Consider the following 23,702-nt stretch of genomic DNA (forward strand, 5'->3'; position numbering starts at 1 on the left):
CGGGTCGCGTCGTCTCGGTGCGGGGCGTGCACCGGCCTCGGACCTCGATTGGCGCCGCCCGGGGGGTAGCGGGTACGTTGTGCCCATCGCCGCGGGGTGGAGCAGTTCGGTCAGCTCGCCGGGCTCATAACCCGGAGGTCGCAGGTTCAAATCCTGCCCCCGCTACCACACGAAATCCCCCAGGAAACTGGGGGATTTCGCTGTCTCCGGGGAAGTTGAGGTTTGGAGCAGGGGGTGGCTGCAGGGGCGGAATGGGGGCGGATTTCTTCACCGCCACTCGCTGCCCGTGCGGACGTCATTGCGGGCACGGCCGGCTGAACACCCGTCGCCTGTGGTGGCCCACGTGCCATGTCCAAGTACCGCCAACGACAGGACGCCCCCTACTCGTGGCGGCCCTGCTCCAAGATTCTCTTCAGGACCGCCAAGTTCTCGCCGACGGCCGCAGCGATCCGCTTCCCAGCGGCCCCGGCCAGCAGTCGCGAAGCGCCGGTCGCGGTGATCTGCACGGTATTGACCACCGAAGTGCCGCCGCCGCTGTCCCGGAACTCGTAGGTGAGGTGGACGGGGAGTGAGGCCAGCGTCCCATCGAGCTCAAGCAGCTCGCCGACGCCGAACCGCCTGACCGTCAAGGTCTCCGCGGCACGGCGTGGCACGGAGCGACTCTGCTCGTAGACTGTCCCCACGCCGACAGGCCCGGGTGTCACCTTGCGCGTCTCGGTGATGGCCCAGTTCCACTCGGGCGTGTGCTCGAGGTCAGCCAGGTAGGCGAACACCTCGCCCCGCGGGCGTGCGATCTCGACCGTGTTGCTGAAACGGACCATGAGAGCCCTCCCTGACCGGACAGGGCTGCTGGACGCACGCCACCGGACTACCACGCCTCGCATCAGGCCGCAAATCGGTCTTGGGCTTCGAATCCTTCGTAGGCGTAGCCACCGCATTGTCGCGGTCGCCGCATCAGCAGGGCGGAAGACTGTCGTCAGCGACTGCTGCCCTCCCCGCCACCGCCCGCACGTAACTGGACCTAGCAGGCGCTGTGCCGGATGCCCGGCCGGGGATCGGAGGGGGACGGGAAGCTGATCACCCACAGCGAGGGCCCGGCCATCCTCCGAGGTCGCAGGTTCAAATCCCGCCCCCACCACACGACATCCCCCAGGACACTGGGGGATGTCGCCGTTCCCGGGGAGCCGCTGGGCGACCTGTCGCTAGGCGTCGAGGTCGCGGAGCAGGGCGCGCATGCGGCCGATCTCCACCTGCTGATCGTCGAAGAGCTTCTTCGCGAATCGGATGAGGTCCGAGTCCGGGGCGGCTTCGGTGAAGTACCGCTCGACCATGTCGAGGGCTCCCTCGTGGTGCTCGATCATCCCGGCGAGGAATCGCCGGTCGAACTCGCGGCCCGCGGCGGAGGCCATCGCTTCCAATGTGGCGTCGTCGAGCATGCCGGGCATGTCGTGGTGGTGGTGCCCATGCGACGTCGCGACGCCGTCCGGAAGTCCGTCGAGCCAGCCGCGCATGAGGTCGATCTCGTTCGCCTGCACGCGGCCCATCTGCCGGGTCAGCCAGCGGACCTCGTCGCTGGCAGTGCGCTCCTCGACCCAACCGATCATCAGCACCGCCTGTTCGTGGTGCGGGATCATCATCTCGAGGAATTCTCGGTCGACCGAAGCCGCCGCGTCAGGGGTGCTCTCGGCAGTCGGGATCGCCTCGTCCGGTGCGCTGTCGCTCGACGTGGTGCAGCTGGCCAGTAGCGCGAGGCCTGCGGCCACAGCTGGCAGATGCCGCCGTACCACCGTTCCTCCCCGTGCGCTCGGCCGGGTAGGAAACCAGACCGAGCCGCTGATCGGACGCGAGACCCGCAGGTGCGTTCTCGTGGTGGTCGTTTGACCGACTGTGGTTGACCTCGGAACGTTCGTGCGCCTAGCGTTCCAGTTCCCTGGGAGAGGGCCTGGAGGGGAGTCGGGGCATGCGTGTCGTCGTTGGGGTGCTGGCTGCGGTCGCGCTGGTGGTGGGGGCGACACCGGCAGCTTCGGAAGCGCGGAACGGGCCGGGCCAGCAACGCGGACCGGCCGACCAGGCGGCCGACGCTGCCACCCGAGGCAGGCCGGTCGCATCGGTGGGTGCAGCGACGAGGTCGGTCCTGCCCCTGGTCGACGGTTCGTACGCCTACCTCGACGAGGCCGAACTGCCCGGGCCGGATGACGCCACGTCGGTCGGTGTGTTCGTCGAGGAGTGGGACGACGGGATCATCGGCGTCGGCAACGGCCACGACGATGCTCACTGGGTTCGCGACGACCTGCTCGCCCGCGCCATGGCGATCGAGGACCTGCGGTCGCGGGAGATCACGGTCCTGCTGTCCGCCGACCTCTACATGATCTTCCACCCCGACGTGGAGGAGATTCGGGCCCGGACCCTCGACCTGCTGCCACCCGGGATCGCCAAGCGCACCACGGTCGCCGTCATGACGACGCACAACCACCACGGGCCCGACACGGCCTGGACGGTCAACCCCGGCTGGTACGAGCACATGATGGATCAGGCGGCTGCGGCGGCCGCCGAGGCGGTGACCAGCCGGCGGCCGGCCACACTGCGCGTGGCCGAGGGGGAGCACTGGTTCGGCATGGGCGACACCCGTGACGCCCAGATCATCGACCCGACGATGAACGTGCTGCAGGCCACGGCCACCAACGGCGAGGTCATCGCCACCGCGATCCAGTGGAACAACCACCCGGAGGTCACGCTCGGGTGGACACCGCCGGAGGATCGCAGTGCCGACTGCGACCGGCTCGGTGAAGGTGCGGGCTGCACGCTCCGCAACCGCTACTTCACCGCCGACTACGTCGGCCATCTCGCCAACACGATCGAGCGTGAGGTCGGCGGCACCACCGTCTACTTCGTCGGTGCTCTCGGCGCGCTGATCGCACCGCTGCGGGTGCCGATGTGGGAGGTCGACACCGTCGGGCTCGGCGATCACTACACCCCGCCCGCAGGTGCGGTCCCGGCTGGCGGCGAGCAGTTCGCGACCTTCACCGAGGGCAACTTCCGGCGCGCCGCCGTGCTGGGCGAGCAGGCAGCGCTGGCGGCTCTTCGTCTCCTCGACAACGGCGAGGACCTGACCGGAACCGTGCCGGTGGTCTACCAGAGCGTCCCGATGTACACGCGGTTGAGCAACATCGGGTTCCGTCACCTGCTCGTGGTCGACGACGAGGGGCGGACGAACCTCGGGTACACACCCGGCATGCTCTACACCTGCCCGGCCACGGGAGCGAAGACCGCCGACACCTGCCACCCCGACGACTTCGCCGCAGAGGTGGACCCGATGGTGGGTCCGATCCGGGTCGGTGATCACATGCGCACGGAAGTCGCCTACCTGCGCATCGGTCCGGTCGGGATGATCTTCATGCCGGGCGAGGTCGCGAGCGAACTGGTGATCGGCCTGCCGGCAGGGTTCGACGCCGATCCCGCGCGCTGGTTCGAGGGGCCGCTGAACCTGCACGCCGCCGGTGACGAGTACGAGTTGCCCGGGTACGTCCGCGCGATGATGCCTGACCGATACAAGTGGACCATCGGCATGGGCAACGACGAGGTCGGCTACATCGTGCCGCTGTCCGACTACCGGATCGCCTGCGTCGCTGGTGCGGCCGCCTGCCGGCAACTCCACGCCGCCGGGTTCATCGACCATCCCGACGGCGTGTCCGGTGAGCAGTGCAAGGCCGTGACCGAGGACCCGCGACTGCTCGAGGGCTACCCGGCGTCGGCTGCGGAGGCGATCGCGGCCAGCTGTCGCTACGGGCAGGCCTTCGGACGGGCCGAGAGCCACTACGAGGAGACGATGTCGGCCGGGTGGGACCTCGCGGAGGACATGCTCGACGCGGTAGCTGCCTTGACCGGTGTCGCGCCGACCGGTCGCATCAACTCGGACTTCGCAGGGCACTGGCGCGGATTCCCGCCGCCAGCGGAATGACCGACGGCGGCGACGCCGTTGGCGCGTGCGCGGCGAGGGTCCGCGACGGTGAGGCATCTCGGATGAGCGGGCTCGCGTTCGACCCACAGGTGGTGCTCACCGGTGGGACGGTGCGACTGCGCCCGATCCATGAGGGCGACCTCGATGCCGCCTGGGAGATGCTCTGCGACGACGAGGGTCGCCGCCTGACCGGCACGCACACCGAGTTCACCCGCGAGGCAGCCGACCGCTGGTACCGCAGCCGTGGACAGGACCGCGACCGCCTCGACCTGGCGATCGCCACCCTGGACGCGGATCGGTTCGTCGGCGAGGCGGTGCTGAACGACCTCGATCCGGACAACCGCAGCTGCTCGTTCCGGATCTCACTCCTCGGCCCGTCGGTCTTCGGCCGCGGCTACGGCACCGAGGCGACGCGGCTGATCCTCGATCACGCCTTCGCGACGGTCGGCGTGCACCGCGTGGGGCTGGAGGTGTACGACTTCAACGTCCGTGCACGCCACGTCTACGAGAAGGTCGGCTTCCGCCACGAGGGCACGCTGCGGGAGGCGCTGTCCTGGGAGGGGCGCTTCCACGACGTGTTGGTCATGGGGCTCCTGGCCTCGGAATGGCGAGGGACAGGTCCCGGAGACCCAGCCGGCCGTCCCGCACGCGCAGCCACAGCAGGGCCAGGAGACCGACCAGCAGGAAGCCGGCCAGTTCGATGATGCCGCCGGGCAGCAGCCACCAGTGGTCGTGGACCTGCTCGACGCGCACGAGCGCGGACAGTCGCTCGGTCCCTTCGACGCCGGCGCGGACGACCACGGCGTTGTGCGCGATGTTGAAGCCGGCGTGGGCGCCGATCACGAGGGCCAGCCGCCCGTCGAGCACGAACACGGCCCCGAAGACCAGGCCGGCCACGACCCAGGTGGTGAGCAGGACCGCGCGGTCGGGCTGACCCGCGTGGCCGAGCCCGAACAGCACCGCGCCGATGGTCACCGCGAGCACCGCAGCCCCGTGCAACGGGAGGCGACGACGCAGCGCGTGGACGAGTTCGTCGACGAGGACGCCACGCAGGAGCAGCTCCTCCCAGGTGGCCACCAGCACCATGGCGGCCACGAGCAGGCCGAGCCCGAACAACAGACCGAGGTCGCCGCCGTCGAACGTGGCGACCGGCGTGAATGCTCCGGCCGCGATTCCGACACCCAGCGGCAGCGTCGCTGCGACGAGGCCGATCGCCATGCCGGCCATGGCATCGAGGTGCCGGCCACGTTCCCACCGCAGCCCGCGACCGCGAAGCGGCCGCGCCGGTCGTAGGCGCCGCCCGGTCCAGGCCGTCAGCGGCACGGCCACCGCGACGGTGCCGGCGGCGATGAGCAGCTGCAGCAGCGGGAGCGGCCACTCTGGCGGCAGCACGCCGCCGAGCACGACGTTCGTGGCGAAGGCCGCCACCAACAGCAGGAACACGCTGCCGCCGACGACGGCTCCCCTGGACGTCCGGGTCGCCTGGTGGTCGTGGGCCGGGGTGTCGGTGTGAAGCGTCACAGTCGTGCCGTTCGCTAGGGGGACCGTGGTGAGGCCGGCAGCACGGCCATCACCACGACGAGCGCGACCGCGTGCGTCGCGCGCAAGCTCACGGTGCTGTCACGCGCTGTCACAGCGCTGTGGTCGCGCTGATGGCTGGTTGCGGGCACGCGCGCATCGGCTCCCGTCTTGTCGCAGCGACCTGCAGCCGGTGCCCGGCGCGCCATCGGAGTGCGGCGGGCCACGTCCCGTCTTCGCGCTCCGCTGGAGCAGCAGGGCCCGGCGCACCGGTACACGCCCGCGGGCGCGCAGCCCATGGAGCTCGCGGGGCTGTTTCACCGCGTCTACGGCAAAGAGCGGTGACACCCATGGCGGGCGGCGCTGCGATCACGGGCGGGTGCCTGATCGCGTCGGCGGCAGGCCGTCAGTGCGTCATCGCTTCTGCGGTCGGTGCTCCCGGCACCGCCTCGCGCGCGTCGTCCATGGCCTCTACCAGCGCGTCGACGTCGGCCTCCGTGGTGCGGTGGCTGATGACGCAGGCACGGACGGCCGGCCGGCCGTCCACCGCCACGTAGGAGACCCATGCGCGTCCGGTGTCGACGACACGATGCGCCAGGGAGCGGTGGTGTGCCTCGTCGTCCGGGCGAGCGGGGTCGACGGCGCACACGACCGGAAGCGGTGTGGGGTTGGCGAGTTGCCAGCCGGCGGCCGTGAGTTGTCGGCGCAGCCGATCGCCGAGTCGGACGTGTTCCTCGAGCAGGCGGGCATAACCGGTGCGACCGTGGACGGCCAGGGTGAGGAAGAGCTTGAGGCCGGCGGCTCGACGCGACCACTGCATCGAGCTCGTGTACGGGTCACGTGCGTCGTCGGCCTTCGACGGCATGTACGACGTCGAGACCGCGAAGACGCGATCCAGCAACCGATGGTGGGGAGTGAGGAACATGCCGGCGCCCATCGGCACGGAAAGCCACTTGTGCGGATCGACCGTCACGCTGTCGGCGCGCGCGACCCCGGCGAGCAGTGGGGCGAGCACCGGCGAGACCGCCACCGCTCCGGCCCAGGCCGCGTCGACGTGCAGCCACAGGTCCTCCTCGTCGGCGACGCGACCGAGATCGACCAGCGGGTCGATGACACCGGCACCGGTGGTACCGGCCGTGCCGACCACGAGGAACGGCAGGCAGCCGTCGCGACGGTCGGCTTCGATCATCTGCTGGAGGCGGTCGACGTCGAGCTTCAGGTCCTCGGTCACCGGCACCAGCCGGACGGCGTCACGGCCGATGCCGGTCTGTTGCGCGATCTTCAGCCAGGCGAGGTGGCTCTCCGTGGACGCGTACATCACCGGCTGCGAGCCGAGGGCTCGAAGTCCGCGCTCGGCGACCTCCGGCGCGGCCTGTTGCAATGCCAGCAGCACCGCGGTGGCGTTGGCTTCGGCGCCGCCGCTGGTGAACGAGCCGACCGCCTCGGGCATACCGAGCCAGCGGCCGAAGGTGCGGACGACGTGGGCCTCGATCTCCACGGCGCCGGGGGCGTGGTTCCAGACGGCCAACTGCGGATTGAACCCGGCGGTGAGGATGTCCGCCGCGATGCCGGCGGCGAGCGGTGTCGGGTTGAACAGACCGAAGTGTCGAGGGTGCGAGGTGAGGACACCGTGTTCCTCGAGCAGGTCGGCGGCTCGCGCCACGACGAGGTCGACGTCGCCGGTCCCGGACTCGAGGTCGAACGTCGACAGTCGCCGCCGCAGGTCGCTGGGCGGTACCTGTCGCTCGACCGGGAGGTCGCCGACCTGTTCCCGGTGGGCGAGGATCCGTGACACGGCCGAGGTGAGCAGTCGCTGCTGGCTGGTCGCGTCGAGTTCGATGATGGTGGCTCCGTTGGTCATGCGCGGGACGCTATGACGCGGGCCGACCCATCACTGGCAGTTTCGCGACGTCACGTTCGGTGCAGCAGGCGGCCACCGTCACCGTGGAACCGTGGCGAGTAGTTGCCGACACTGGCCCCACTGCGGCGGTGGCCGTGAGGATGTCTGTCGCGACCGGCAGCGCGGCCGCCTGCCGAGGGGAGCTCGACAGGCGGCGGGCACGTCTCAGCCTCGAAGTCGTCCGTCGACACGGCGCGGCACGTTCAGGGGATTTGCTTCCTTGAGTTCGTCGGGCAGCAAGGGGTCGGGGACGTCCTGGAACGTGACCGGTCGCAGGAAGCGGTCGATGGCCTTGGTGCCGACCGACGTGAAACGTGGGTCACTGGCGGCGGGGAAGGGGCCCCCGTGATGCTGTGCGGCGGTCACCGAGACGCCGGTCGGGAAGCCGTTGAACAGCACGCGTCCGGCGATCTCCATCAGATCCGCCCGAAGGTCGACGAGATCCGCGACGTCCTCGGGCTCGGCCTGCAGGGTCACGGTGAGTTGCCCCTCGAGCGTCGGTACGACCTCGGGCAGGCGACCTTCGTCGTACCGAACGACGATCGACGCGGGGCCGAAGTGCTCCTCACGCAGGTGGTCGCTGGCTCGGTAGGCGTCCAGATCCACGCTGAACAACGACGGGGCGCACGTAACTGGCCCGTCGGTCGGTTGCGCGCCTCCATCGAGCAAGGTGGTCACCCCGTCGACCGCCCGGGTCGTTGCGAGTCGTCTGGACAGCGCCCCGAGAATGCCCTGGTTGAGGAGTACGCCTTCTCCTGTCGAACGCAACTGATCCGCGAGCGCGTCGACGAACCGGTCCCCGTCCTCGCCTGAGGGGACGAACACCAGGCCTGGCGAGGTGCAGAACTGACCTACGCCCATCTTCAGCGAGCTGGCGAGTTGCTCGGCGATCTCCCGGCCACGGACCGCCAGTGCCCGCGGCGTGACGAGGACGGGATTCAGACTGCCCATCTCGGCGTGCACGGGGATCGGATGCGGACGGCCGGCGGCCAGCTTCGCCAGCGCCTGTCCACCCGCCGGGGAGCCGGTGAAGCCAACGGAGCGGATCTCCTCGGACGTGACGAGCGCTTCGCCAACCTCGTGTCCGAGACCGTGGACAAGGCTGACGCTGCCGGCCGGCGCACCCACCAGCTCCACGGCGCGGAGCAACGCCGTCGCGGCCATTTCCGACGTCGCCGGGTGGCTCGGGTGCGCCTTGATCACCACCGGGCACCCGGCCGCCAAGGCAGAAGCCGTATCGCCGCCGGGCACGCTGAAGGCCAGTGGGAAGTTCGATGCACCGAACACGGCGACGGGCCCGACACCGATCCGCATGCGCCGCAGATCGGGCCGCGGCGGTGACAGCGTCGCGTCGGCATGGTCGATGACGACGTCGCGGTGCTCACCGGAGGTGACCAGATCCGCGAACATGTCGAACTGTGCGCACGTGCGTGCCAGCTCACCCCGCAGTCGTGGCTCGATCGGCAGGCCCGTCTCATCGTGCGCCGTCTGCAGCAGCTGGCCATCGACGTCGAGGAGCTGCGCGGACATCTGGCGGAGAAGCTCGGCCAGCCTCGGGCCGTTCCACGTCCGCAACTCGCGGTACGCCTCGCCGGCTGCTCCGGTCGCACGTGCGACCTCCAAAGGAGTCGCTTCGGTGAAGATCGGATCGAGCAGATCCCCCGTGGTCGGGTTGCGGGCCTGGAAAAGTTGGCTCCCCTCGGTCGAGTGCGTCCCGGCGATGAGATTCGCCCCGGTGATCTTGATCTCGCTCATTCCTGCTCCCTGCAGCGGCCATCGATGTCGCCGTCGACTCGACGCCCGGGCCGGTGGCTGTCTGTCCGGCGCCTGCAGGCATCAACGGCGGGTGTTCGCACCCGATGGCTTACCGGAACGACGGCGATGTACGCCAGAGAGAATCGGTGTCTGCGGCAGTCCGCGCACCCGTAAGCCCGGTCCCGCAGCAAATTGAAGAAAACCCTTGACAGATGAAGCTCCGTCATTATCGTGAAGATGAAGCGACTTCATGGACGTGAAGAATCGTGAAGTCAGCGAAGCCAGGTCGGTTGCGGGAGTCGATCGACGACCAGGGAGAAGCCACATGGCGCGAAGGTCGGAAGAGCAGCCGGCGACCGAGATCGCCGCAGCGAGCGAAGCGCACGGCGGTGCCGCCGTCAGCGACGGTCCGGAGATCCAGGCGGTCATGTCGGGCGTCGGCCGGCAGATCCGGTCACTGCGAAAAGTGCATGGACTGACTCTCGAGGAGTTGGCCAACCGATCGGGCGTCTCCGTCGGGCTGCTCAGCCAGGTCGAGCGCGGCATCGGCAATCCGGCGTTCAACTCGCTCGCCCGCATCGCCCATGCGTTGAACACTCCGATCGCCGCGTTGTTACACACCGGCCCCGACCAGTCGCCGGTCGTTCGCCGCCACGAACGGCGCCGCCTCGACGTCCATGCCGCGGGCACCACCGGCATCGAAGCGATCCACGAACTGCTCACCCCGAGCTTGAACCAGCAGTTGGAAGTGATCGAGATTCAAGCGCCTCCTGGCTACTCGACGGAGAACGAGCCGTTCAGCCACGCCGGTGAGGAGTTCGGGATGGTGATCGAGGGCCGGCACGAAGTGAACGTCGGCGGCCAGAGCTACGTATTGGAGGCCGGCGACTCGATCTCGTATCTCAGCTCGATTCCGCATTGGTACCGCAACCCGGGCCCCGAGCCCGTGCGTGCGATCTGGGTGATCACACCGCCAACGTTCTGACCTGCGAGGCAGGTCGGCGATACCGGTGGCGAGGCGAACGGCCCGTCGCCTGGCTGACGACGTCTCCATCACTGGGAGGTGGTGGAGCAACTGCAAAGGGAGAGAGATGGCAAGGTTCACGTTGCGACCTGCTCGCCGAACGGCACTTGGCGCGCTGGTGCTGAGCATGACGATGCTGCTGGCCGCTTGCGGTGGCAGCCAGTCGCCGGAGGCGCCTGCTGCTGCCGGGGGAGACGAAACCTCCGGTAGCGCGGAAGGCGACGGTGCGGCTGCAACCGACGCAGGCGAGACCCGTGAACTGACGATGCAACTCGGGTGGATCGCCTCGAACAACCAGCTTGGCGAGATCGTCGCGCAGGCCGAGGGCTTCTACGCCGAGGAGGGCATCGAGCTGACGATCGAGCCGGGAGGCCCGAACGTCGACGGTGTCGCCCTGGTGGCGTCGGGGCAGGCGGACATCGGTCAGCTGTCGTCGAGCCCGTCGCTGATGCTGGCGGTGTCCGAGGGGATCCCGGTCAAGGCATTCGCCACGGGAGCGCAGGAACATCCCTACACGTATTTCTCGATGCCGGAGACGCCGCTCGACTCTGCCGAGGACCTGGCCGGCCTCCATGTCGGCACGCAGGCAACCGGAGAGATCCTGCTGGATGCGCTGCTGGCCGCGAACGACATGTCGCGGGACGACCTTGCGGACTTCACGGCCATCGGCGCCGAGATCACGCCCCTCCTCGCCGAGCAGGTCGACGTCTGGACCGGCTGGCTGACCAACACTCAGCAGCTGAACCAGCTGCCGGAGGGACACCACCAGCTGCGCCTGTGGGATGCCGGTGTTCAGTTGTATGCCCTCCCCTACTACGCCCGCACGGACCTGATCGAGAACGACCCCGAGGTGCTCGAGGCCTTTCTTCGAGCGACGGCGAAGGGCTGGCAGTTCGCCCAGGACAACTTCGACGTCGCCATCGACCACCTGCTGGCGGCCTACCCGAACCTCGAGCGCGAAGCCGAGGAAGAGGGCGCGCAGGTGATCCTCGAGTACGTGATGGCCGAAACCGCCCTCGCGGACGGCTGGGGCGCGATGGACCCCGACGTCTGGCAGGCGCAGCTCGACCTGTGGGACGAACTGGGTCAGTTCCAGGGAGAGAAGCCGGCGCTGGAGGACATCGTCACGCTCGAGCTGCTGGACACCACCGCGGACGCTCGCCAGGTCCGCTGAGGCGACCGAGAGGGAGGAAGCCGATGGCCGCCCCGATGATGGAACAGCAAAGCAATCCGACGCACACGACGGCCCCGGCCGTCTCGGTCAAGGACCTCTCGGTCCGCTTCGGGACGGAGTCCGGCGTCGTCACCGCGATCGAAGGCCTCGACCTGACCCTGGAGCAGGGCAGCTTCCTGTCGATCCTGGGACCGTCGGGATGCGGCAAGTCGACCTTTCTCCGCGTGGTCGCTGACCTCGTCCCTCCCGCGGAGGGACACGTCGAGGTGCTCGGCCACAGCCCGCAACGGTCGCGCCGCGAGCGCAACCTGGGCTTCGTCTTCCAGGACGCCGGCCTGCTTGCGTGGCGCACGGCGCTGGAAAACGTTCGTATCCCGCTGGAGGTGGGCAAGGGTCCGGTCGGGGACCACGCCCGCGACCCGCACGAGCTGCTGGCGTTGGTCGGGCTCGGGGACCGGGCCAACGCCTATCCACACGAACTGTCGGGCGGGATGAGGCAGCGTGTCTCGATCGCCCGAGCGCTCGTCACTCAACCGCGCATCCTGCTGATGGACGAGCCGTTCGGCGCGCTCGACGAGATCACGCGCGACGCCCTCAACGACGAACTCCTTCGCATCTGGCAAGCCACCGGTACGACCGTGCTGTTCGTCACCCACAGCATCCCGGAATCCGTGTACCTGGCACAGAAGGTGCTGGTGTTGCGCGCCAACCCGGGACGTGTCGCCGAGCTCGTCGACATCGATCTGCCGTACCCACGTGAGCTGTCGATGCGCGAAACCCCGGAATTCGTCGACCACACCGCCAAGTTGCGGCAGATCCTGGAGACCTGCTGATGACCGCGAACCCGAAGCGACTGACCGGGCTCGACACCAGCGGCAAGGAGGTCCCCCTGTCGCTGGGCATCAAGAAGACCAACCCCGTCGTCGCGGCGCTCACCAGCGTGGCCGGCGCGGTCGGGCTGGTCGTCCTGTGGCAACTCGTCGTCTGGGTCTTCGACATTCCCCTCTATGTCGTTCCGGGGCCAGCCGACGTGGCCGCCTCGCTGGTCAACGACTTCGACCTGCTGCTGAGAAATGTCTGGCCGACTGCGCTGGAGTCGGGTGCCGGGTTCCTGATCGGAAACGTGGTGGCCATCCTGCTGGCCATCGTCTTCGTCCACAACGCGACCCTGGAGCGTTCGCTCTTCCCGGTCGCCGTGGTCATCCGGACCGTCCCGATCGTCGCCATCGCACCCGTGCTGGTGCTGATGCTCGGCAACGGCTATGCCCCGAAGATCGCCATCGCCGCACTGATCTCGTTCTTCCCGACACTGGTCAACATGGTCCGGGGCTTTCACAGCGCCGACCCGCAGGCGATCGAACTCTTCCGCGTGCTTTCGGCCAGCCAGTGGGAGATCTTCTGGAAGGTCCGTGCCTACAGCTCACTGCCCTTCCTCTTCTCCTCGCTCAAGATCGCCGCGACCTCGTCGGTCATCGGCGCCATCGTGGCCGAGTGGATCGGTGCCAACCAGGGTCTCGGGGCACTGATCATCGACGCGACCTTCAACTTCCGCACACCACTGCTGTACTCCACGATGGTGTTCGCCTCACTGCTGGCGCTCGGGTTCTTCTTCCTGATCGGCCTGATCGAGCGGCGCGTCGTGACCTGGGAGGTCGAGTCCTCCCCCTGATCGGCTGCGACCGATTGAGAAACGTTTCGAAAAGGAGTGAACCATGAGGATCAGTGACGGCACGGTGCGCCTTGCCGAGCGCAACGCAAAGGTGGTGTCCGAGACCGACGTCGTCGTCGTCGGCGGTGGCCCCGCCGGAACCACGGCCGCCGTCTCCGCGGCGCGCAACGGCGCCCGGGTCACACTCGTCGAGCGCTACGCAGCCCTGGGCGGGATGGCCGCCGGCGGATTCGTGCTCGTCCTCGACGACATGGTCAACGGGCAGGAGATCACGGTCCGCGGTCTCGTGGACGAGTTCGTGGAGAGGATGGCCGCGAAGGGGCTGGCCGCGTACCCGTCCGAGGCCGAACGTGGCCTGGACGAGGCCGCGATCCGCAAGTGGACGCGTTGGGGCGCGTTCGACATCCACAGCAATGGCCGCCCCAAGCCGATCGTGTACGCGGTCGCGTTCGATCCCGAAGGGTGGAAGGAGGTGTCGAACGAGTTGGTGCAGGAGAGCAACGTCGAGCTGCGCCTGCACAGCTGGTTCTCCGAGACGCTCGTCGAGGACGGCACGGTCCGTGGCGTGGTGGTGCAGACCAAGGAGGGCCCGCAGGCCATCCTCGCCGACGTGGTGATCGACGCTTCCGGTGATGCCGACGTCGCCTGGTCGGCGGGCGCACCGCTGATCGAGGACAGCTACATCGTCACTCCGGTGTTCCGCCTCGGCAATGTCGACGTCGACGCCGCCGAACGGTTCGAGTGGGAGGAGCCGGAGAAGGCCCGTGAACTGAACCGCAAGGCCAAGCGCATCCTGGGCGGCTCGTGGGACCTGTGGTGGTTGCGCACGCCCCTGGAGGGGATCGTGTGGTGCAACTGTCCCCACATGCGGGGTTTCTCGGCGACCGACCCGGTCGCGTTGACCAACGCGCAGTTCGAGGGGCGACGCCACATCAATGACCTCGTCGACTTCGCCCGCGAGAACCTGCCCGGCTTCGAGAACTGTCATGTCGTCGACGTGGCCCCCCAGATCGGCGTGCGCCAGTCCCGGTTGATCCAAGGCGAGTACGTCGTGACCAAGGAGGACATCGTCCGACGCCACCACTTCGCCGACTCCGTGGCGCGCGGCCGCGACTACTACACGCCCTACCGGGCCATGGTCCCGCAGCACGTCGACCAACTGCTGCTCGCCGGGCGCCACTACTCGGCGACCCCCGACGCTCAGCGCATGTCGCGGGAGATTCCGCCATGCATGTCGATGGGCGAGGCCGCCGGTGTGGCGGCAGCGACGGCGCTGGATCGCGGTGTACGCGTCCGCGACGTTGACGTCGCGGAGGTGCAGCGGCGATTGCGCGCCCAAGGCGCCGACCCCGGTGACGTTCCGTCGGCCAACGCGACCATCCTCGAGGCGGCGGAGGTGCCGGCATGAACGGGAACGCAGACGTGCAGCCGCTGTCCGGCATCCGGGTGCTCGACTTCACCCAGGTGATGCTCGGCCCCTCGGCCACGCAGTTGCTCTCGGACCACGGTGCCGAGGTCATCAAGGTTGAACGGCCTGGAGCCGGTGACCTCTCGCGCTCGGCGATGGGCGAGGCTGCGGGCTTGGACAACCCCGTGTTCGCGAGTCTCAACCGCAACAAGCGCTCGATCACGGTCGACCTGCGGTCACCCGAGGGTGGGCGAATCATCCGTGACCTCGTCGCCAACTGCGACGTGCTGGTGCACAACTTCCGACCCGGCGCGATGGAGCGCCGCGGCCTCGGCTACGAGGAGTGCCGCGCCATCAACCCGCGTTTGATCTACGCCGTCGGTTCGGGGTTCGGGCCAACCGGCCCGTACCAGCACAAGGGTGGTCAGGATGCGCTCGCCCAGGCGCTGACCGGCGTCATGGAACGTCGAGCGGACCAGTCCATCCCGCTGTCCGTCTACGCCACCACCTTCGCCGACTACTCCGCCGGCATGCACCTCGTGCAGGGCGTACTGCTCGCGCTGCGTGCACGCGACCTGACCGGCGAGGGGCAGCGGGTGGACGCCTCCCTGTTCAACGCGCTGCTGTCGATGCAGATGCAGGAGGCCACCGCCCACCTGATGACCGGACAGATCCTGAACTGGGCCGCCTATCCGCTCTCGGGTGTCTTCCACGCCACGGACGGTGCCTTCGTCCTGATCGGCGCCTTCAAGCAGAACCCCCTGCGCGACATCTGCGTCGCCCTCGGCATCGAGGACCTGTCGCAGGAGGAGCGATACGCCACCTTCGATGGTCAGATGGCCCACCGCGAGGAGTTGCAGGCGGTCTTCACACGCGAGTTCGCGAAGAACCGCGTGGAGTACTGGCTCGAACGCCTGGAGGACCAGGACCTGTTGTGCGCGAAGGTCCAGTCGCTGGGCGAGGCACTGGAAGACCCGCAGACCAAGCACAACGGCATGGTCGTCGACATCCCTCGAGGCGACGAAGCTCCCGTCCGGACCATCGCGTCCCCGATCACGCTGTCCTCCACCCCGATGCGTGAACCGTCGCCGCCACCCAAGCTCGGGCAGCACACCGCCGAGGTGCTCACCGACGTGCTCGGCATGGACCAGGCCGACATCGACCGACTGGCAGCAGAAGGGGTGCTGGGATGAACGACGACACTGGGCCGACCGACGAAGTCCGCCTGGAGCGTGAGGGCCACCTTGCTCGGGTCACGATCGATCGGCCGAAGGTCCTGAATGCGGTCGACCAGAAGACGCTTCGGCGCCTGCAGGACATCTGGGACGAACTCGAGACCGACGACGACGTGCGGCTGGTGATCCTCACCGGCGCAGGCGAGCGGTCGTTCTGCGTCGGAGCGGACATGTCCGCTGAGGACGGCGACGGACCCGACGGCTTGCGTTATTGGGCCGAGGAACGTGCCGGCGGGTTCGGTGGTCTGTCGCTGCGCGACACCCTCGACGTCCCGGTGATCGCCCGTGTCAACGGCTACGCATTGGGCGGCGGGTTCGAGATGATGTTGGGCGCCGACCTGGTCGTTGCGGCCGACCATGCGCAGTTCGCGCTGCCAGAACCCCGAGTCGGCCGTCTCCCGGCGGATGGTGGCATGCCGCTGCTACCGCGGCGGATCCCACGCGTCTTTGCCATGGAGATGCTGCTCACGGGTCGACGCATCAGCGCGGAGGAAGCGCTGCGGTTCGGCCTGGTCAACCGGGTGGTGCCGATGTCCGACCTGGACGATGCCGTCGACGAGTTGGCCCAGCAGGTGCTGGCCTGTGCCCCGCTGTCCGTGAAGGCCATCAAGCAGCTCGTCCAGCGGACGGGACACCTCACACCCCAGGAAGCGCAAGGCATCCGCCTGCCGACCGTGCTCGCGGCCTTCGACTCCGAGGATGGGCAGGAAGGCCCCCGCGCGTTCCGCGAAAAGCGGGTTCCGGTCTGGAAGGGTCGTTGATGGCGGCACAGTTCGAACCACTCCAGCGGGGGGTGTGGGGCATCCTCCCCACCCCGTTCCGCGAGGATCTCGAGGTCGACCTCGACTCGGTCGGTACGGGCGTCGACTTCCTGCGCGAGCGCGGTGCCACGGGCGTGGTCGCCCTGGGCGTGTTCGGTGAGGCCGCGCGTCTGTCCACCGCGGAGAAGGAGCAGGTCCTGGCCGCGGTCGTCGAGGCGGCGGGGGAGCTTCCGGTCGTCGCCGGCATCGACGCCCTCGCAACTGCCCCGGCAACGGAGTTGGCAGCCCGTCTCGTGACCCAGGCACCCGGTCTGCGGGCTGTCATGACCAAGGCGCCATCGGCCGACGCCGAGGTGACGACCGAACACCTTCGGCGCGTCTCGGCGGCGGCCGGCGTCGGGGTCATCGCGCAGGACTACCCCGCCCAGTCCGGCGTCCACATCTCCGCGTCGGCGCTGCGTCAGGCCGTGGACGATTCGGAGGTGGCCGTCGCGGTGAAGGCGGAGGCGGTACCGAGTGCTGTCGCCGTTGCCCACCTCGCACCCCATACCAACGTGCCGGTGTTCGGGGGCCTCGGGGGAGTGGGCCTGTTGGACGAACTCGACGCTGGCGCGGCCGGCGCGATGACGGGCTTCTCGTTCCCCGAGGCGCTCAAGGCCTGCGTCGACGCGTTCGACCGTGACGGCTTCCCGGCTGCGCGCGAGGTCTATGCCCCTTGGCTGCCGATCGCAAACTTCGAGGCCCAACTCGGTATCGCGCTGGCGATCCGGAAGGAGATCCTGCGCCGGCGTGGGGCGATGCGGTGCGCGGTCGTGCGGCCGCCGGCGGCACCGCTGCCAGCTGTGGTGGCGGCCCGCATCGAGCAGCACCTGGACACGGTCCCGGCGATCTGACTCCTCGGAGGTCTGGTGTGAGCAGCTGCGACGACCCGGTGCCTTCAGTGGACAGCGAGCTTCTGGCCGCAGCAAGTGCGGCCGTCGAGGCCGTGTACCGGCCCGGTTGGCACTTCGTCGGCGCCGCCGTCCGCGGGGCGTCCGGTGCGGTCTACACGGGCGTGAATTTGCAGGCCTACGTGTCGCGTATCGCGGTCTGCGCAGAACCCATCGCGCTCGGTCAGAGCGTCATGGCCGCCGATGGCCCCATCATGCGCGCCGTGGCGGTCTACAAGCCGGACGCACAGCTGCCGCCCGTCGTCTGCTCGCCGTGCGGCATGTGCCGCGAGATGCTGCATGACTACGGGGGTGAGGCGGTCGAGGTCGTCGTGCCCGGCGATGCCGGGCCCGAGGTCATGACGGGACGAGACCTGCTCCCGGTGAAGTACGTGCGAGACAGCCGGTGAGTGCCAACGGTGACGGGGGCTCCGAGCGGCTGCCCAAGGCGCATCTGCACCTGCATCTCGAGGGTGCAGCTCGCCCGGCGACGTTGGTCGAGTACGCGCGCAGGCGCGACGTTCCGGCCGCGAGTTTGGAGGGTTTCACCGACCTGGCCGCGTTCGTGGTCGCCTACGAGACGGCGCGCGATCTGATCGGCTCCCTCGACGAACTACAGCGGGTGGCGCGTGAGGTCGCCGAGGACGCCCTCGAACAGGGCTGCGTCTGGATCGAGGTGCACTTCGCGCCGTTCAGTTACGGCGGTCGACTCGGCCGGGAGGAAGCACTCCTGGAGGCAGTGTTGGCCGGCCTGGCCGAACCACAGGGGGACGCCACCGGGGCTGCCGTGGTGCTGGCCGTCAACCGTGCGCACGGCACAGACCTGGGACGGCGCACCCTCGTACTCGCCGAACGCTATGCCGGTCGTGGTGTGGTCGGACTCGGCTTGGTCGGGGACGAGCGCCACCCCGCTCGTCCGTACGCGCCGCTGTTCGCCCGGGCACGGGAAGCTGGGCTCCTCGCCGTCCCTCACGCCGGTGAGACGCAGGGGCCGCACGCGGTACTCGAGGCGCTGCAGTTGCTACGCGCGGATCGCATCGGCCACGGCATCACCGCGACTCGTGACCCGGGGCTGCTCGAGCAGCTCGCTGACACCCAGCGATGCCTCGATGTCTGCCCGACCAGCAACCTGCGGCTCGGTGTGGCCGAGGACTGGAGCGCACACCCGATCCATCGGCTGGTGGCGGCCGGAGTCGCCGTCAGCCTCAACAGCGACGACCCGACTTTCTTCGGCAGCGACGTCGCCCAGGAGTACGCGACCGCCGCAGCACACGGACTCCCGGTGGCGGCGATCGCTGCGCACTCCCTGAGGCACAGCGCGGCGCCTGATCATGTGCGCGGCCCGGCACTTCGCGCTCTCGCGTCGCAGACGACGCCAGCCACATGAGCGGTGACGGCTCACCCGGGCGCCGCACGGTCGGCGCCTACGCCCTGGTGACGGCGCTGAGCGTGCTCGCGTCCTCGGCCGTCTCCGTGGTGATCCCACAGTTGGCTCGCGACCTCGAGCTCGACACGTCCGCCGCCGGTTGGGTGCTGGCGTCGTTTTCGGTCACGTTTCCCATCGGCACGGTGCTGTTCGGGCAGCTCGGCGACCGTCTCGGTCCGCGTCGCGCCTGGGTGTGGGGGGCCGTGCTCTTCGTGGGGGGCGGGACCATGGCGGCCGTCTCACCGTCGTTCGCCCCGATCGTGGTCGGCCGCCTCGTGCAGGGCGTCGGTGCGGGGGCCATCCCGGTGCTCTCCCTGGCAAGACTTGCACGTGGTGGTGCTCGTCAGCGCGCGAGTCGGGTCGGCTTCCTCACGGCCGTCGTGTCGATCCACTCCGGGGCTGGCCCGCTGCTCGGCGGGGGCCTCGCCGGCGCCGTGCACTGGCGAGCCACCTTGGCTCTGCCGCTGCTCACCGTTCTCGTCGCCGTACCGATCTGGCGCGACCTGCCAGACACGCCGCAACCGGGCAGCGACGTGGACTGGCCCGGTGCGGCGTTCACCTTCGCTGCGGTTGCAGCCCCGCTCCTGCTTCTTCGCCAGCTCGCGATCGGCTCGTCTGTCGGCGTGTGGCCGCTGGTCGTCGTCTCCATGGCCGCCATCGCGGGCCTGGTCGCCCGCGTCCGTCGGCGCCCGAGCGGATTCCTACGCCGCGACCTGATCACGGACCCGTCGCTCGTCGGTGCCGGCGTTGCCGCGATGTGCTTGCTGGCGATCTACCTCGGTGGCATGTTCGCCGTGCCGCTCCTGCTCACCGATGCGCTCGGCTGGGGGCCGTTCCAGTTGGGGCTGGCCGTCCTGCCCGCGGCCGCTGTCGGCACGGTCGCCGCACGTCTCACCGGCCGGCACGTGCGGCCAGCCCGTTGGTCACTGGTCGCCCACGCCGCAGTGCTCGCCGGTCTCGGCGGCCTCGTGGTGATCACGTTCGGCGGGACGCCGCTGGCCTGGGTTGCTGGCTTGTGCCTGTTGGCGACCGCCAGCATGAGCGCACAAGTGGTCCACACCACCTCGGTCCTACGCGCTCCCGGCGAGCCTCAGGCCAACACGGCCATCGGCACCTTCCAACTGTTTCTGTTCTCCGGCGGCGCCCTCGGGCCGATCGTCGTTGGCGCCGTCGCCGAACGGACGACGGTTCCCACAGGAGTGGCGAGTTCCTCGGTGCTCCTCGCCGGTGGAATCGTGCTGCCGTTGGTCCTCCGCCGTCGCGGGCGTCGGCATCATCGCCCGCGTTCACCGCTGAAGGTCGACCTCTCGATGCCACCCGACGAAGACCTACGGGCCAGCCCAGGTGGGCAGGCATAGACACAGGAGAATCCATGGATCTCGGCATCGCAGGACGAACCAGTCTCGTATTGGGCGCCGGCGGCGGACTCGGCAGTGCCATCGCCGAATCGCTCGCGGGGGAGGGCGTTGCCGTCGCCGCCGCGGACATCGACGGAGGCGCGGCAAGAAGCACCGCCGATCGGTGCGCGTCGCGAGGGGTCTCGACGACGGCGTTGGCATGGGATCTCGCCGACATCGACGCCATCGACGGCCACGTTGCCGCCGTCGAAGCCGACCTCGGGCCCGTGGACATCCTCGTGAACATGACCGGTGGGCCCCCACCGACGCCGGTGTCGGGACAGGACGCCGCCAGTTGGCGCCGCCACTTCGAGCAGATGGTGCTGTCGGTCATCTCCGTGACGGACCGCGTGCTTCCGTCCATGCGAGCGCGTAGCTGGGGGCGTGTCATCACGTCGACGTCGTCTGGGGTCGTCGCCCCCATCCCGAATCTCGGTCTGTCCAACGCCTTACGTTCGTCGCTGGTCGGTTGGAACAAGACCCTCGCCGCCGAGGTGGCAGCTGACGGGGTCACCTGCAACATCGTCCTGCCGGGCCGGATCGCCACGAAGCGCATAACGTTCCTCGACGAGAAGAAGGCCGAACGCGAAGGCCGACCGGTTGCCGATGTGGTCGCCGAGTCGACCGCGTCGATCCCGGTCGGCCGCTACGGCGACCCGGCCGAGTACGGCGCCGTGGCGGCCTTCCTCGCCTCGAAGCAGGCATCCTTCGTCAATGGTTCGATCATCCGAGTCGACGGCGGGATGATTCCGAGCGTGTGATCGAGGCGCGATCGATCGGCCGCTGCACACCCGGCAAGCGGACACGCCGACGAACAGCGATCCGATGCCTATTGCTGACGCAGTGCCGCGATGCGAGCGCGATCTCGGGAACGGGAGTGCGTCAGGACGTTCCTGCCCGGGGCGTGGCCGGGCGGGAAGGGTCGATGACGGCGCGCAGTTCGCGCAGGAACGCCGCCGGCTGGTCGCGCGGCGGGTCGTCGGCGGCCTCCTCGATGACGCGCAACGGCCAGCCGTGGCGCCGACTGGCGTGCTCGGCGACGGCGAGCGGGTTCGCACGGTCGTGGCGACCCCAGATGAGCGCGGTGCCGACCTCGATACGGGCCAGGTCCATGTCGGGGATCCGGGGGACACCGAGCCGACGGAACAACCGCCCGGCGGCCCTGGACCGCGGCGACCGGGCGAGACCGAGGTTGTAGGCGACGAAGACGGGCCACTCGTCGCCCATGTCGGCACGAAGCGCGTCCAGGTCGTAGGCGCACTGGCCCATGAAGCGTTCGTAGGACCGCTCGGTCGGCCGGACGGCGAAGCGCACGAACGACGTGGCGAACCGGGCCGTCGGTCGGAACGGTGCCAGCCCGAGCGAGTCGACGAGGACGAGCTGCTCGAGGCGGTCGCCGTGACGGATCGCGTAGCGGGCCCCGATCGCGCCGCCGAGCACATGACCGACGACGACGGGTGCTGTCGAACAACGCTGCGCGATCAGGTCATCGAGCCAGTCGACCACCCGGTCCTCGTCGAGGTCCTCGTCACCGCCGCCGCTCGAACCGTGTGCCGGCAGGTCAGGAGCGATGACGTGGTGCGTCTCGGCGAGGTCCGGCATCACCCACCGCCAGTTCACCGCTGACTCGCCGGGGCCGTGCAGCAGCACGATGGGCGGCCCGTTGCCTCCCTCCAGCAGCGCGGTATCGATCCCGGCTGCCCGCAGCTGCCGCTCGGTCATCGGGACGTCCTCGAGGAGCGCTTTGCGCGCCATGGCTGCCGCTTCGTGGGTGGCGACGCTTCTGGTCGTCTGCATGGCTGCTCCGTTCGCTCGTCGCCGACGACGCTACGGATCCGGTGAGCACACGCCTTCGCCCGTCCATGCCATTCGTGTGGCGAGGGGCTTCTGGTACGTCCGTACCAGGCGGGTCACAGCAGCCCGTGTTCCACCGCGTAGACGGCGGCCGCCGCACGTGACGTCACGCCGAGCCGGGCGAAGATGTCCTGAAGGTGACGGCGGACGGTGTGCTCGCTCACGACGAGCGCCGCCGCGATCTCGGGATTCGTGTGCCCGGCGGCGACGAGGGCCAGCACCTCCCGCTGGCGGCTCGTCAGCCGGTGGCCGATGCCTGCGCTCGCGCCCAGCAGCCTCGTGGCCCGCTCGGCATCCGGGCCCGCGCCGAGCTCATCGAGGGCGTCGCGTCCCACGTGAAGCTCGAGCGCGGCGGTCTCCTCGTCGCCGAGCGCCCGGCATGCGAGCCCGAGGCCGACCCGGGTACGGGCATGCTCGTACGGTGCCTCGAGCCGCTGCCACCGGCGACACGCGTCACGGAAGGCCTCGACGGCCTCCTCGGCCCGCCCCGAGGCGAGGGCCACCGCGCCCCTGGCCTGTGCCGCCATCGCCTGCAGCAGCGGGGCGCCGAGCGCGGCGGCGCTCTCGTCCAGTTCGTCGACACCCTCCCGGGCACGGTCCAGGTCCCCCGCGGCGAGCATGATCTCGACCTGGGCTGCCAGCATCTTCGCCCTCGCGAGGCGGTCGGTCGCCGCATGAAGCGCATGCCCAACCGCACCGGCGGCTTCCTCGACGCGTCCCTGTGCCAGCCGCAGGAGCGCCAGGCCGGGGTACGGGTCGTGACCGGCCTCACGCGCACGACGGTAGGCCCGCTCCGCCTCCGAGAACCGCCCCCGGAGGCGGAGCAGCTCCGCGAGTTGGTAGTGCGCCATGCCGACTGCCGGCTGACCGAATGGTGTGGTGAGGCGGTCACGCGCACGGCGCGCTTCCTCCCAGGCCTCGGTCCAGAGGCCGTGGAACTGCAGGATCTCCGAACGGTGCACGAGGCACTGCCCGCGGAAGGCGACGAGTCCTGGCTGCGACCGGCACCAGTCGTCGAGCGCCTCCGTCCATTCGTGCGCGCGTCGGAGGTCGAACAGGTCCCGGCAGGCCAGGATCACCGCGCAGTAGACGGTGCCGGCGACGATCGGCGAGAGCTCCTCGGCGGTGACGGCGACCATGACCTCGTCCAACAGGCCGACGCCCTCGACGATCTGTCCGCCGCGGATCATGGCCTGGCCCTGCCCGAGCCGACCCATCGCCACGAGGTCGGCATCGCCGAAGCGCTCGCCGTAGGCGGTCGCCTCCCGGAACGCGCCACCTGCCCTCGCGACGTCACCCTCGGCTTCGAGGGCATGGAGGCCGTCGGGCACGCGCAGGTAGCCGCGAGTGACCACGTCGAGGTCATGGTCGTCGAGGAGCCGCCGTGCCCGCGCGAGCCAGCCGGCGCCGCGGGCCGTCTCGCCACGGTTGAGCAGTCCGAAGGACAGCCAGAAGGCGCACCGGGCCGCGGCCGCGACGTCTCCAGCCGCCAGGTGGTCGTGGTGGGCGCGCTCCCACGAGTCGGCGCACACGCGATCCTCACCGATCAGGTGGGCCGCACTGGCCAGCAGTTCGCGATCCTCAGCGGCCAGCGATTTCTCGTGATCGGCGGCCAGGAACTCGGCGTAGGCGACGCTCCATCGTCGCCGTGCCATGCTGGCCCGCGCCGCTACGAGGACGTCGGTCGAGGTCAT

At 69.4% G+C, this 23,702-nt stretch carries 20 protein-coding genes, 1 tRNA gene and 1 pseudogene; 15 read left to right on the forward strand and 7 right to left on the reverse strand.

Annotated features, from left to right (window positions below; genetic code table 11):
- Positions 1-90: 90 nt before the first annotated feature.
- A tRNA-Met gene (locus ACERM0_RS06775) sits at positions 91-168 on the forward strand.
- Positions 169-380: 212 nt separating this feature from the next.
- Here the strand turns inward: ACERM0_RS06775 and ACERM0_RS06780 are convergent.
- Positions 381-821 carry an SRPBCC family protein gene (locus ACERM0_RS06780; protein WP_373677791.1) on the reverse strand — a complete coding sequence of 147 codons (441 nt, stop codon included), beginning with the start codon at positions 819-821 and terminating at the stop codon, positions 381-383.
- A 381-nt stretch (positions 822-1,202) separates the two neighbouring features.
- The gene (locus ACERM0_RS06785) at positions 1,203-2,108 is read right to left on the reverse strand and encodes a DUF305 domain-containing protein (protein WP_373677792.1); all 906 of its coding nucleotides are present in this window, start codon (positions 2,106-2,108) and stop codon (positions 1,203-1,205) included.
- 2 nt (positions 2,109-2,110) lie between these two features.
- On the opposite strand from ACERM0_RS06785, the gene ACERM0_RS06790 reads away from it, so the two are divergent.
- Together ACERM0_RS06790 and ACERM0_RS06795 are read left to right on the forward strand one after the other, a co-directional pair.
- Complete coding sequence (locus ACERM0_RS06790) at positions 2,111-3,958, forward strand: hypothetical protein (RefSeq protein WP_373677793.1); 1,848 nt, start codon at positions 2,111-2,113, stop codon at positions 3,956-3,958.
- A 62-nt stretch (positions 3,959-4,020) separates the two neighbouring features.
- On the forward strand, positions 4,021-4,662 hold the full coding sequence (locus ACERM0_RS06795) for a GNAT family N-acetyltransferase (protein WP_373677794.1): 642 nt from the start codon (positions 4,021-4,023) through the stop codon (positions 4,660-4,662).
- 121 nt (positions 4,663-4,783) lie between these two features.
- Here ACERM0_RS06795 and ACERM0_RS06800 read toward each other — a convergent pair.
- The 3 genes and pseudogenes from ACERM0_RS06800 to ACERM0_RS06810 form a co-directional block, all read right to left on the reverse strand.
- Positions 4,784-5,185, reverse strand: a pseudogene (locus ACERM0_RS06800) (CPBP family intramembrane glutamic endopeptidase); the annotation flags it as partial.
- Between the two features lie 697 nt (positions 5,186-5,882).
- Positions 5,883-7,337 (reverse strand): aspartate aminotransferase family protein, encoded by a 1,455-nt coding sequence (locus ACERM0_RS06805; protein ID WP_373677795.1) that lies wholly within the window; start codon positions 7,335-7,337, stop codon positions 5,883-5,885.
- Positions 7,338-7,541: 204 nt separating this feature from the next.
- Positions 7,542-9,131, reverse strand: coding sequence for an aldehyde dehydrogenase (NADP(+)) (locus ACERM0_RS06810; RefSeq protein ID WP_373677796.1), 1,590 nt, complete (start codon positions 9,129-9,131; stop codon positions 7,542-7,544).
- 325 nt (positions 9,132-9,456) lie between these two features.
- Here ACERM0_RS06810 and ACERM0_RS06815 point away from each other — a divergent pair, with 325 nt between their 5' ends.
- The 12 genes from ACERM0_RS06815 (at position 9,457) to ACERM0_RS06870 (ending at position 20,915) form a co-directional block, all read left to right on the forward strand.
- A complete protein-coding gene (locus ACERM0_RS06815) occupies positions 9,457-10,116 on the forward strand; it encodes a helix-turn-helix domain-containing protein (RefSeq protein ID WP_373677797.1) in 660 nt (219 codons plus the stop codon).
- Between the two features lie 166 nt (positions 10,117-10,282).
- Positions 10,283-11,329 carry an ABC transporter substrate-binding protein gene (locus tag ACERM0_RS06820; protein WP_373677798.1) on the forward strand — a complete coding sequence of 349 codons (1,047 nt, stop codon included), beginning with the start codon at positions 10,283-10,285 and terminating at the stop codon, positions 11,327-11,329.
- 23 nt (positions 11,330-11,352) lie between these two features.
- Complete coding sequence (locus tag ACERM0_RS06825) at positions 11,353-12,162, forward strand: ABC transporter ATP-binding protein (RefSeq protein WP_373677799.1); 810 nt, start codon at positions 11,353-11,355, stop codon at positions 12,160-12,162.
- The gene (locus ACERM0_RS06830; protein ID WP_373677800.1) at positions 12,162-12,998 is read left to right on the forward strand and encodes an ABC transporter permease; all 837 of its coding nucleotides are present in this window, start codon (positions 12,162-12,164) and stop codon (positions 12,996-12,998) included. Before ACERM0_RS06825 ends, ACERM0_RS06830 begins: the two co-directional genes overlap by 1 nt.
- A gap of 43 nt (positions 12,999-13,041) precedes the next feature.
- Positions 13,042-14,406 (forward strand): FAD-dependent oxidoreductase, encoded by a 1,365-nt coding sequence (locus tag ACERM0_RS06835; protein ID WP_373677801.1) that lies wholly within the window; start codon positions 13,042-13,044, stop codon positions 14,404-14,406.
- Positions 14,403-15,599 (forward strand): CaiB/BaiF CoA transferase family protein, encoded by a 1,197-nt coding sequence (locus ACERM0_RS06840; RefSeq protein WP_373677802.1) that lies wholly within the window; start codon positions 14,403-14,405, stop codon positions 15,597-15,599. Before ACERM0_RS06835 ends, ACERM0_RS06840 begins: the two co-directional genes overlap by 4 nt.
- Positions 15,596-16,402 (forward strand): enoyl-CoA hydratase-related protein, encoded by an 807-nt coding sequence (locus ACERM0_RS06845; protein ID WP_373677803.1) that lies wholly within the window; start codon positions 15,596-15,598, stop codon positions 16,400-16,402. Before ACERM0_RS06840 ends, ACERM0_RS06845 begins: the two co-directional genes overlap by 4 nt.
- Entirely contained in the window at positions 16,402-17,295 is an 894-nt protein-coding gene (locus tag ACERM0_RS06850; protein WP_373677804.1) for a dihydrodipicolinate synthase family protein, read from the forward strand. The genes ACERM0_RS06845 and ACERM0_RS06850 overlap by 1 nt, the downstream gene beginning before the upstream one ends.
- 47 nt (positions 17,296-17,342) lie before the next feature.
- A complete protein-coding gene (locus ACERM0_RS06855; RefSeq protein ID WP_373677805.1) occupies positions 17,343-17,741 on the forward strand; it encodes a cytidine deaminase in 399 nt (132 codons plus the stop codon).
- On the forward strand, positions 17,738-18,718 hold the full coding sequence (gene add / locus ACERM0_RS06860) for an adenosine deaminase (protein WP_373677806.1): 981 nt from the start codon (positions 17,738-17,740) through the stop codon (positions 18,716-18,718). Before ACERM0_RS06855 ends, add begins: the two co-directional genes overlap by 4 nt.
- Entirely contained in the window at positions 18,715-20,115 is a 1,401-nt protein-coding gene (locus ACERM0_RS06865; protein ID WP_373677808.1) for an MFS transporter, read from the forward strand. The genes add and ACERM0_RS06865 overlap by 4 nt, the downstream gene beginning before the upstream one ends.
- A 14-nt stretch (positions 20,116-20,129) precedes the next feature.
- A complete protein-coding gene (locus ACERM0_RS06870; protein ID WP_373677809.1) occupies positions 20,130-20,915 on the forward strand; it encodes an SDR family oxidoreductase in 786 nt (261 codons plus the stop codon).
- A 121-nt stretch (positions 20,916-21,036) separates the two neighbouring features.
- On the opposite strand, the gene ACERM0_RS06875 is transcribed toward ACERM0_RS06870, so the two are convergent.
- Both ACERM0_RS06875 and ACERM0_RS06880 read right to left on the reverse strand, forming a co-directional pair.
- Positions 21,037-21,951 carry an alpha/beta fold hydrolase gene (locus ACERM0_RS06875; RefSeq protein WP_373677810.1) on the reverse strand — a complete coding sequence of 305 codons (915 nt, stop codon included), beginning with the start codon at positions 21,949-21,951 and terminating at the stop codon, positions 21,037-21,039.
- A 113-nt stretch (positions 21,952-22,064) separates the two neighbouring features.
- Positions 22,065-23,702: a LuxR C-terminal-related transcriptional regulator gene (locus ACERM0_RS06880; RefSeq protein WP_373677811.1), complete on the reverse strand. Its 1,638-nt coding sequence runs from the start codon at positions 23,700-23,702 to the stop codon at positions 22,065-22,067.

Source organism: Egicoccus sp. AB-alg2 (assembly GCF_041821065.1).
GTDB lineage: Bacteria > Actinomycetota > Nitriliruptoria > Nitriliruptorales > Nitriliruptoraceae > Egicoccus.

Coding starts and splice junctions, on each gene's coding strand:
- ACERM0_RS06810 (WP_373677796.1), bottom strand. CDS start 9,131: ATGAGCGAGATCAAGATCACCGGGGCGAATCTCATCGCCGGGACGCAC.
- ACERM0_RS06840 (WP_373677802.1), top strand. CDS start 14,403: ATGAACGGGAACGCAGACGTGCAGCCGCTGTCCGGCATCCGGGTGCTC.
- ACERM0_RS06875 (WP_373677810.1), bottom strand. CDS start 21,951: ATGCAGACGACCAGAAGCGTCGCCACCCACGAAGCGGCAGCCATGGCG.
- ACERM0_RS06805 (WP_373677795.1), bottom strand. CDS start 7,337: ATGACCAACGGAGCCACCATCATCGAACTCGACGCGACCAGCCAGCAG.
- ACERM0_RS06830 (WP_373677800.1), top strand. CDS start 12,162: ATGACCGCGAACCCGAAGCGACTGACCGGGCTCGACACCAGCGGCAAG.
- ACERM0_RS06785 (WP_373677792.1), bottom strand. CDS start 2,108: ATGCGACCGGCCTGCCTCGGGTGGCAGCGTCGGCCGCCTGGTCGGCCG.
- ACERM0_RS06820 (WP_373677798.1), top strand. CDS start 10,283: ATGACGATGCTGCTGGCCGCTTGCGGTGGCAGCCAGTCGCCGGAGGCG.
- ACERM0_RS06815 (WP_373677797.1), top strand. CDS start 9,457: ATGGCGCGAAGGTCGGAAGAGCAGCCGGCGACCGAGATCGCCGCAGCG.
- ACERM0_RS06780 (WP_373677791.1), bottom strand. CDS start 821: ATGGTCCGTTTCAGCAACACGGTCGAGATCGCACGCCCGCGGGGCGAG.
- ACERM0_RS06880 (WP_373677811.1), bottom strand. CDS start 23,702: ATGACCTCGACCGACGTCCTCGTAGCGGCGCGGGCCAGCATGGCACGG.
- ACERM0_RS06835 (WP_373677801.1), top strand. CDS start 13,042: ATGAGGATCAGTGACGGCACGGTGCGCCTTGCCGAGCGCAACGCAAAG.
- ACERM0_RS06795 (WP_373677794.1), top strand. CDS start 4,021: ATGAGCGGGCTCGCGTTCGACCCACAGGTGGTGCTCACCGGTGGGACG.
- ACERM0_RS06845 (WP_373677803.1), top strand. CDS start 15,596: ATGAACGACGACACTGGGCCGACCGACGAAGTCCGCCTGGAGCGTGAG.
- ACERM0_RS06850 (WP_373677804.1), top strand. CDS start 16,402: ATGGCGGCACAGTTCGAACCACTCCAGCGGGGGGTGTGGGGCATCCTC.
- ACERM0_RS06865 (WP_373677808.1), top strand. CDS start 18,715: ATGAGCGGTGACGGCTCACCCGGGCGCCGCACGGTCGGCGCCTACGCC.
- ACERM0_RS06825 (WP_373677799.1), top strand. CDS start 11,353: ATGGCCGCCCCGATGATGGAACAGCAAAGCAATCCGACGCACACGACG.
- ACERM0_RS06870 (WP_373677809.1), top strand. CDS start 20,130: ATGGATCTCGGCATCGCAGGACGAACCAGTCTCGTATTGGGCGCCGGC.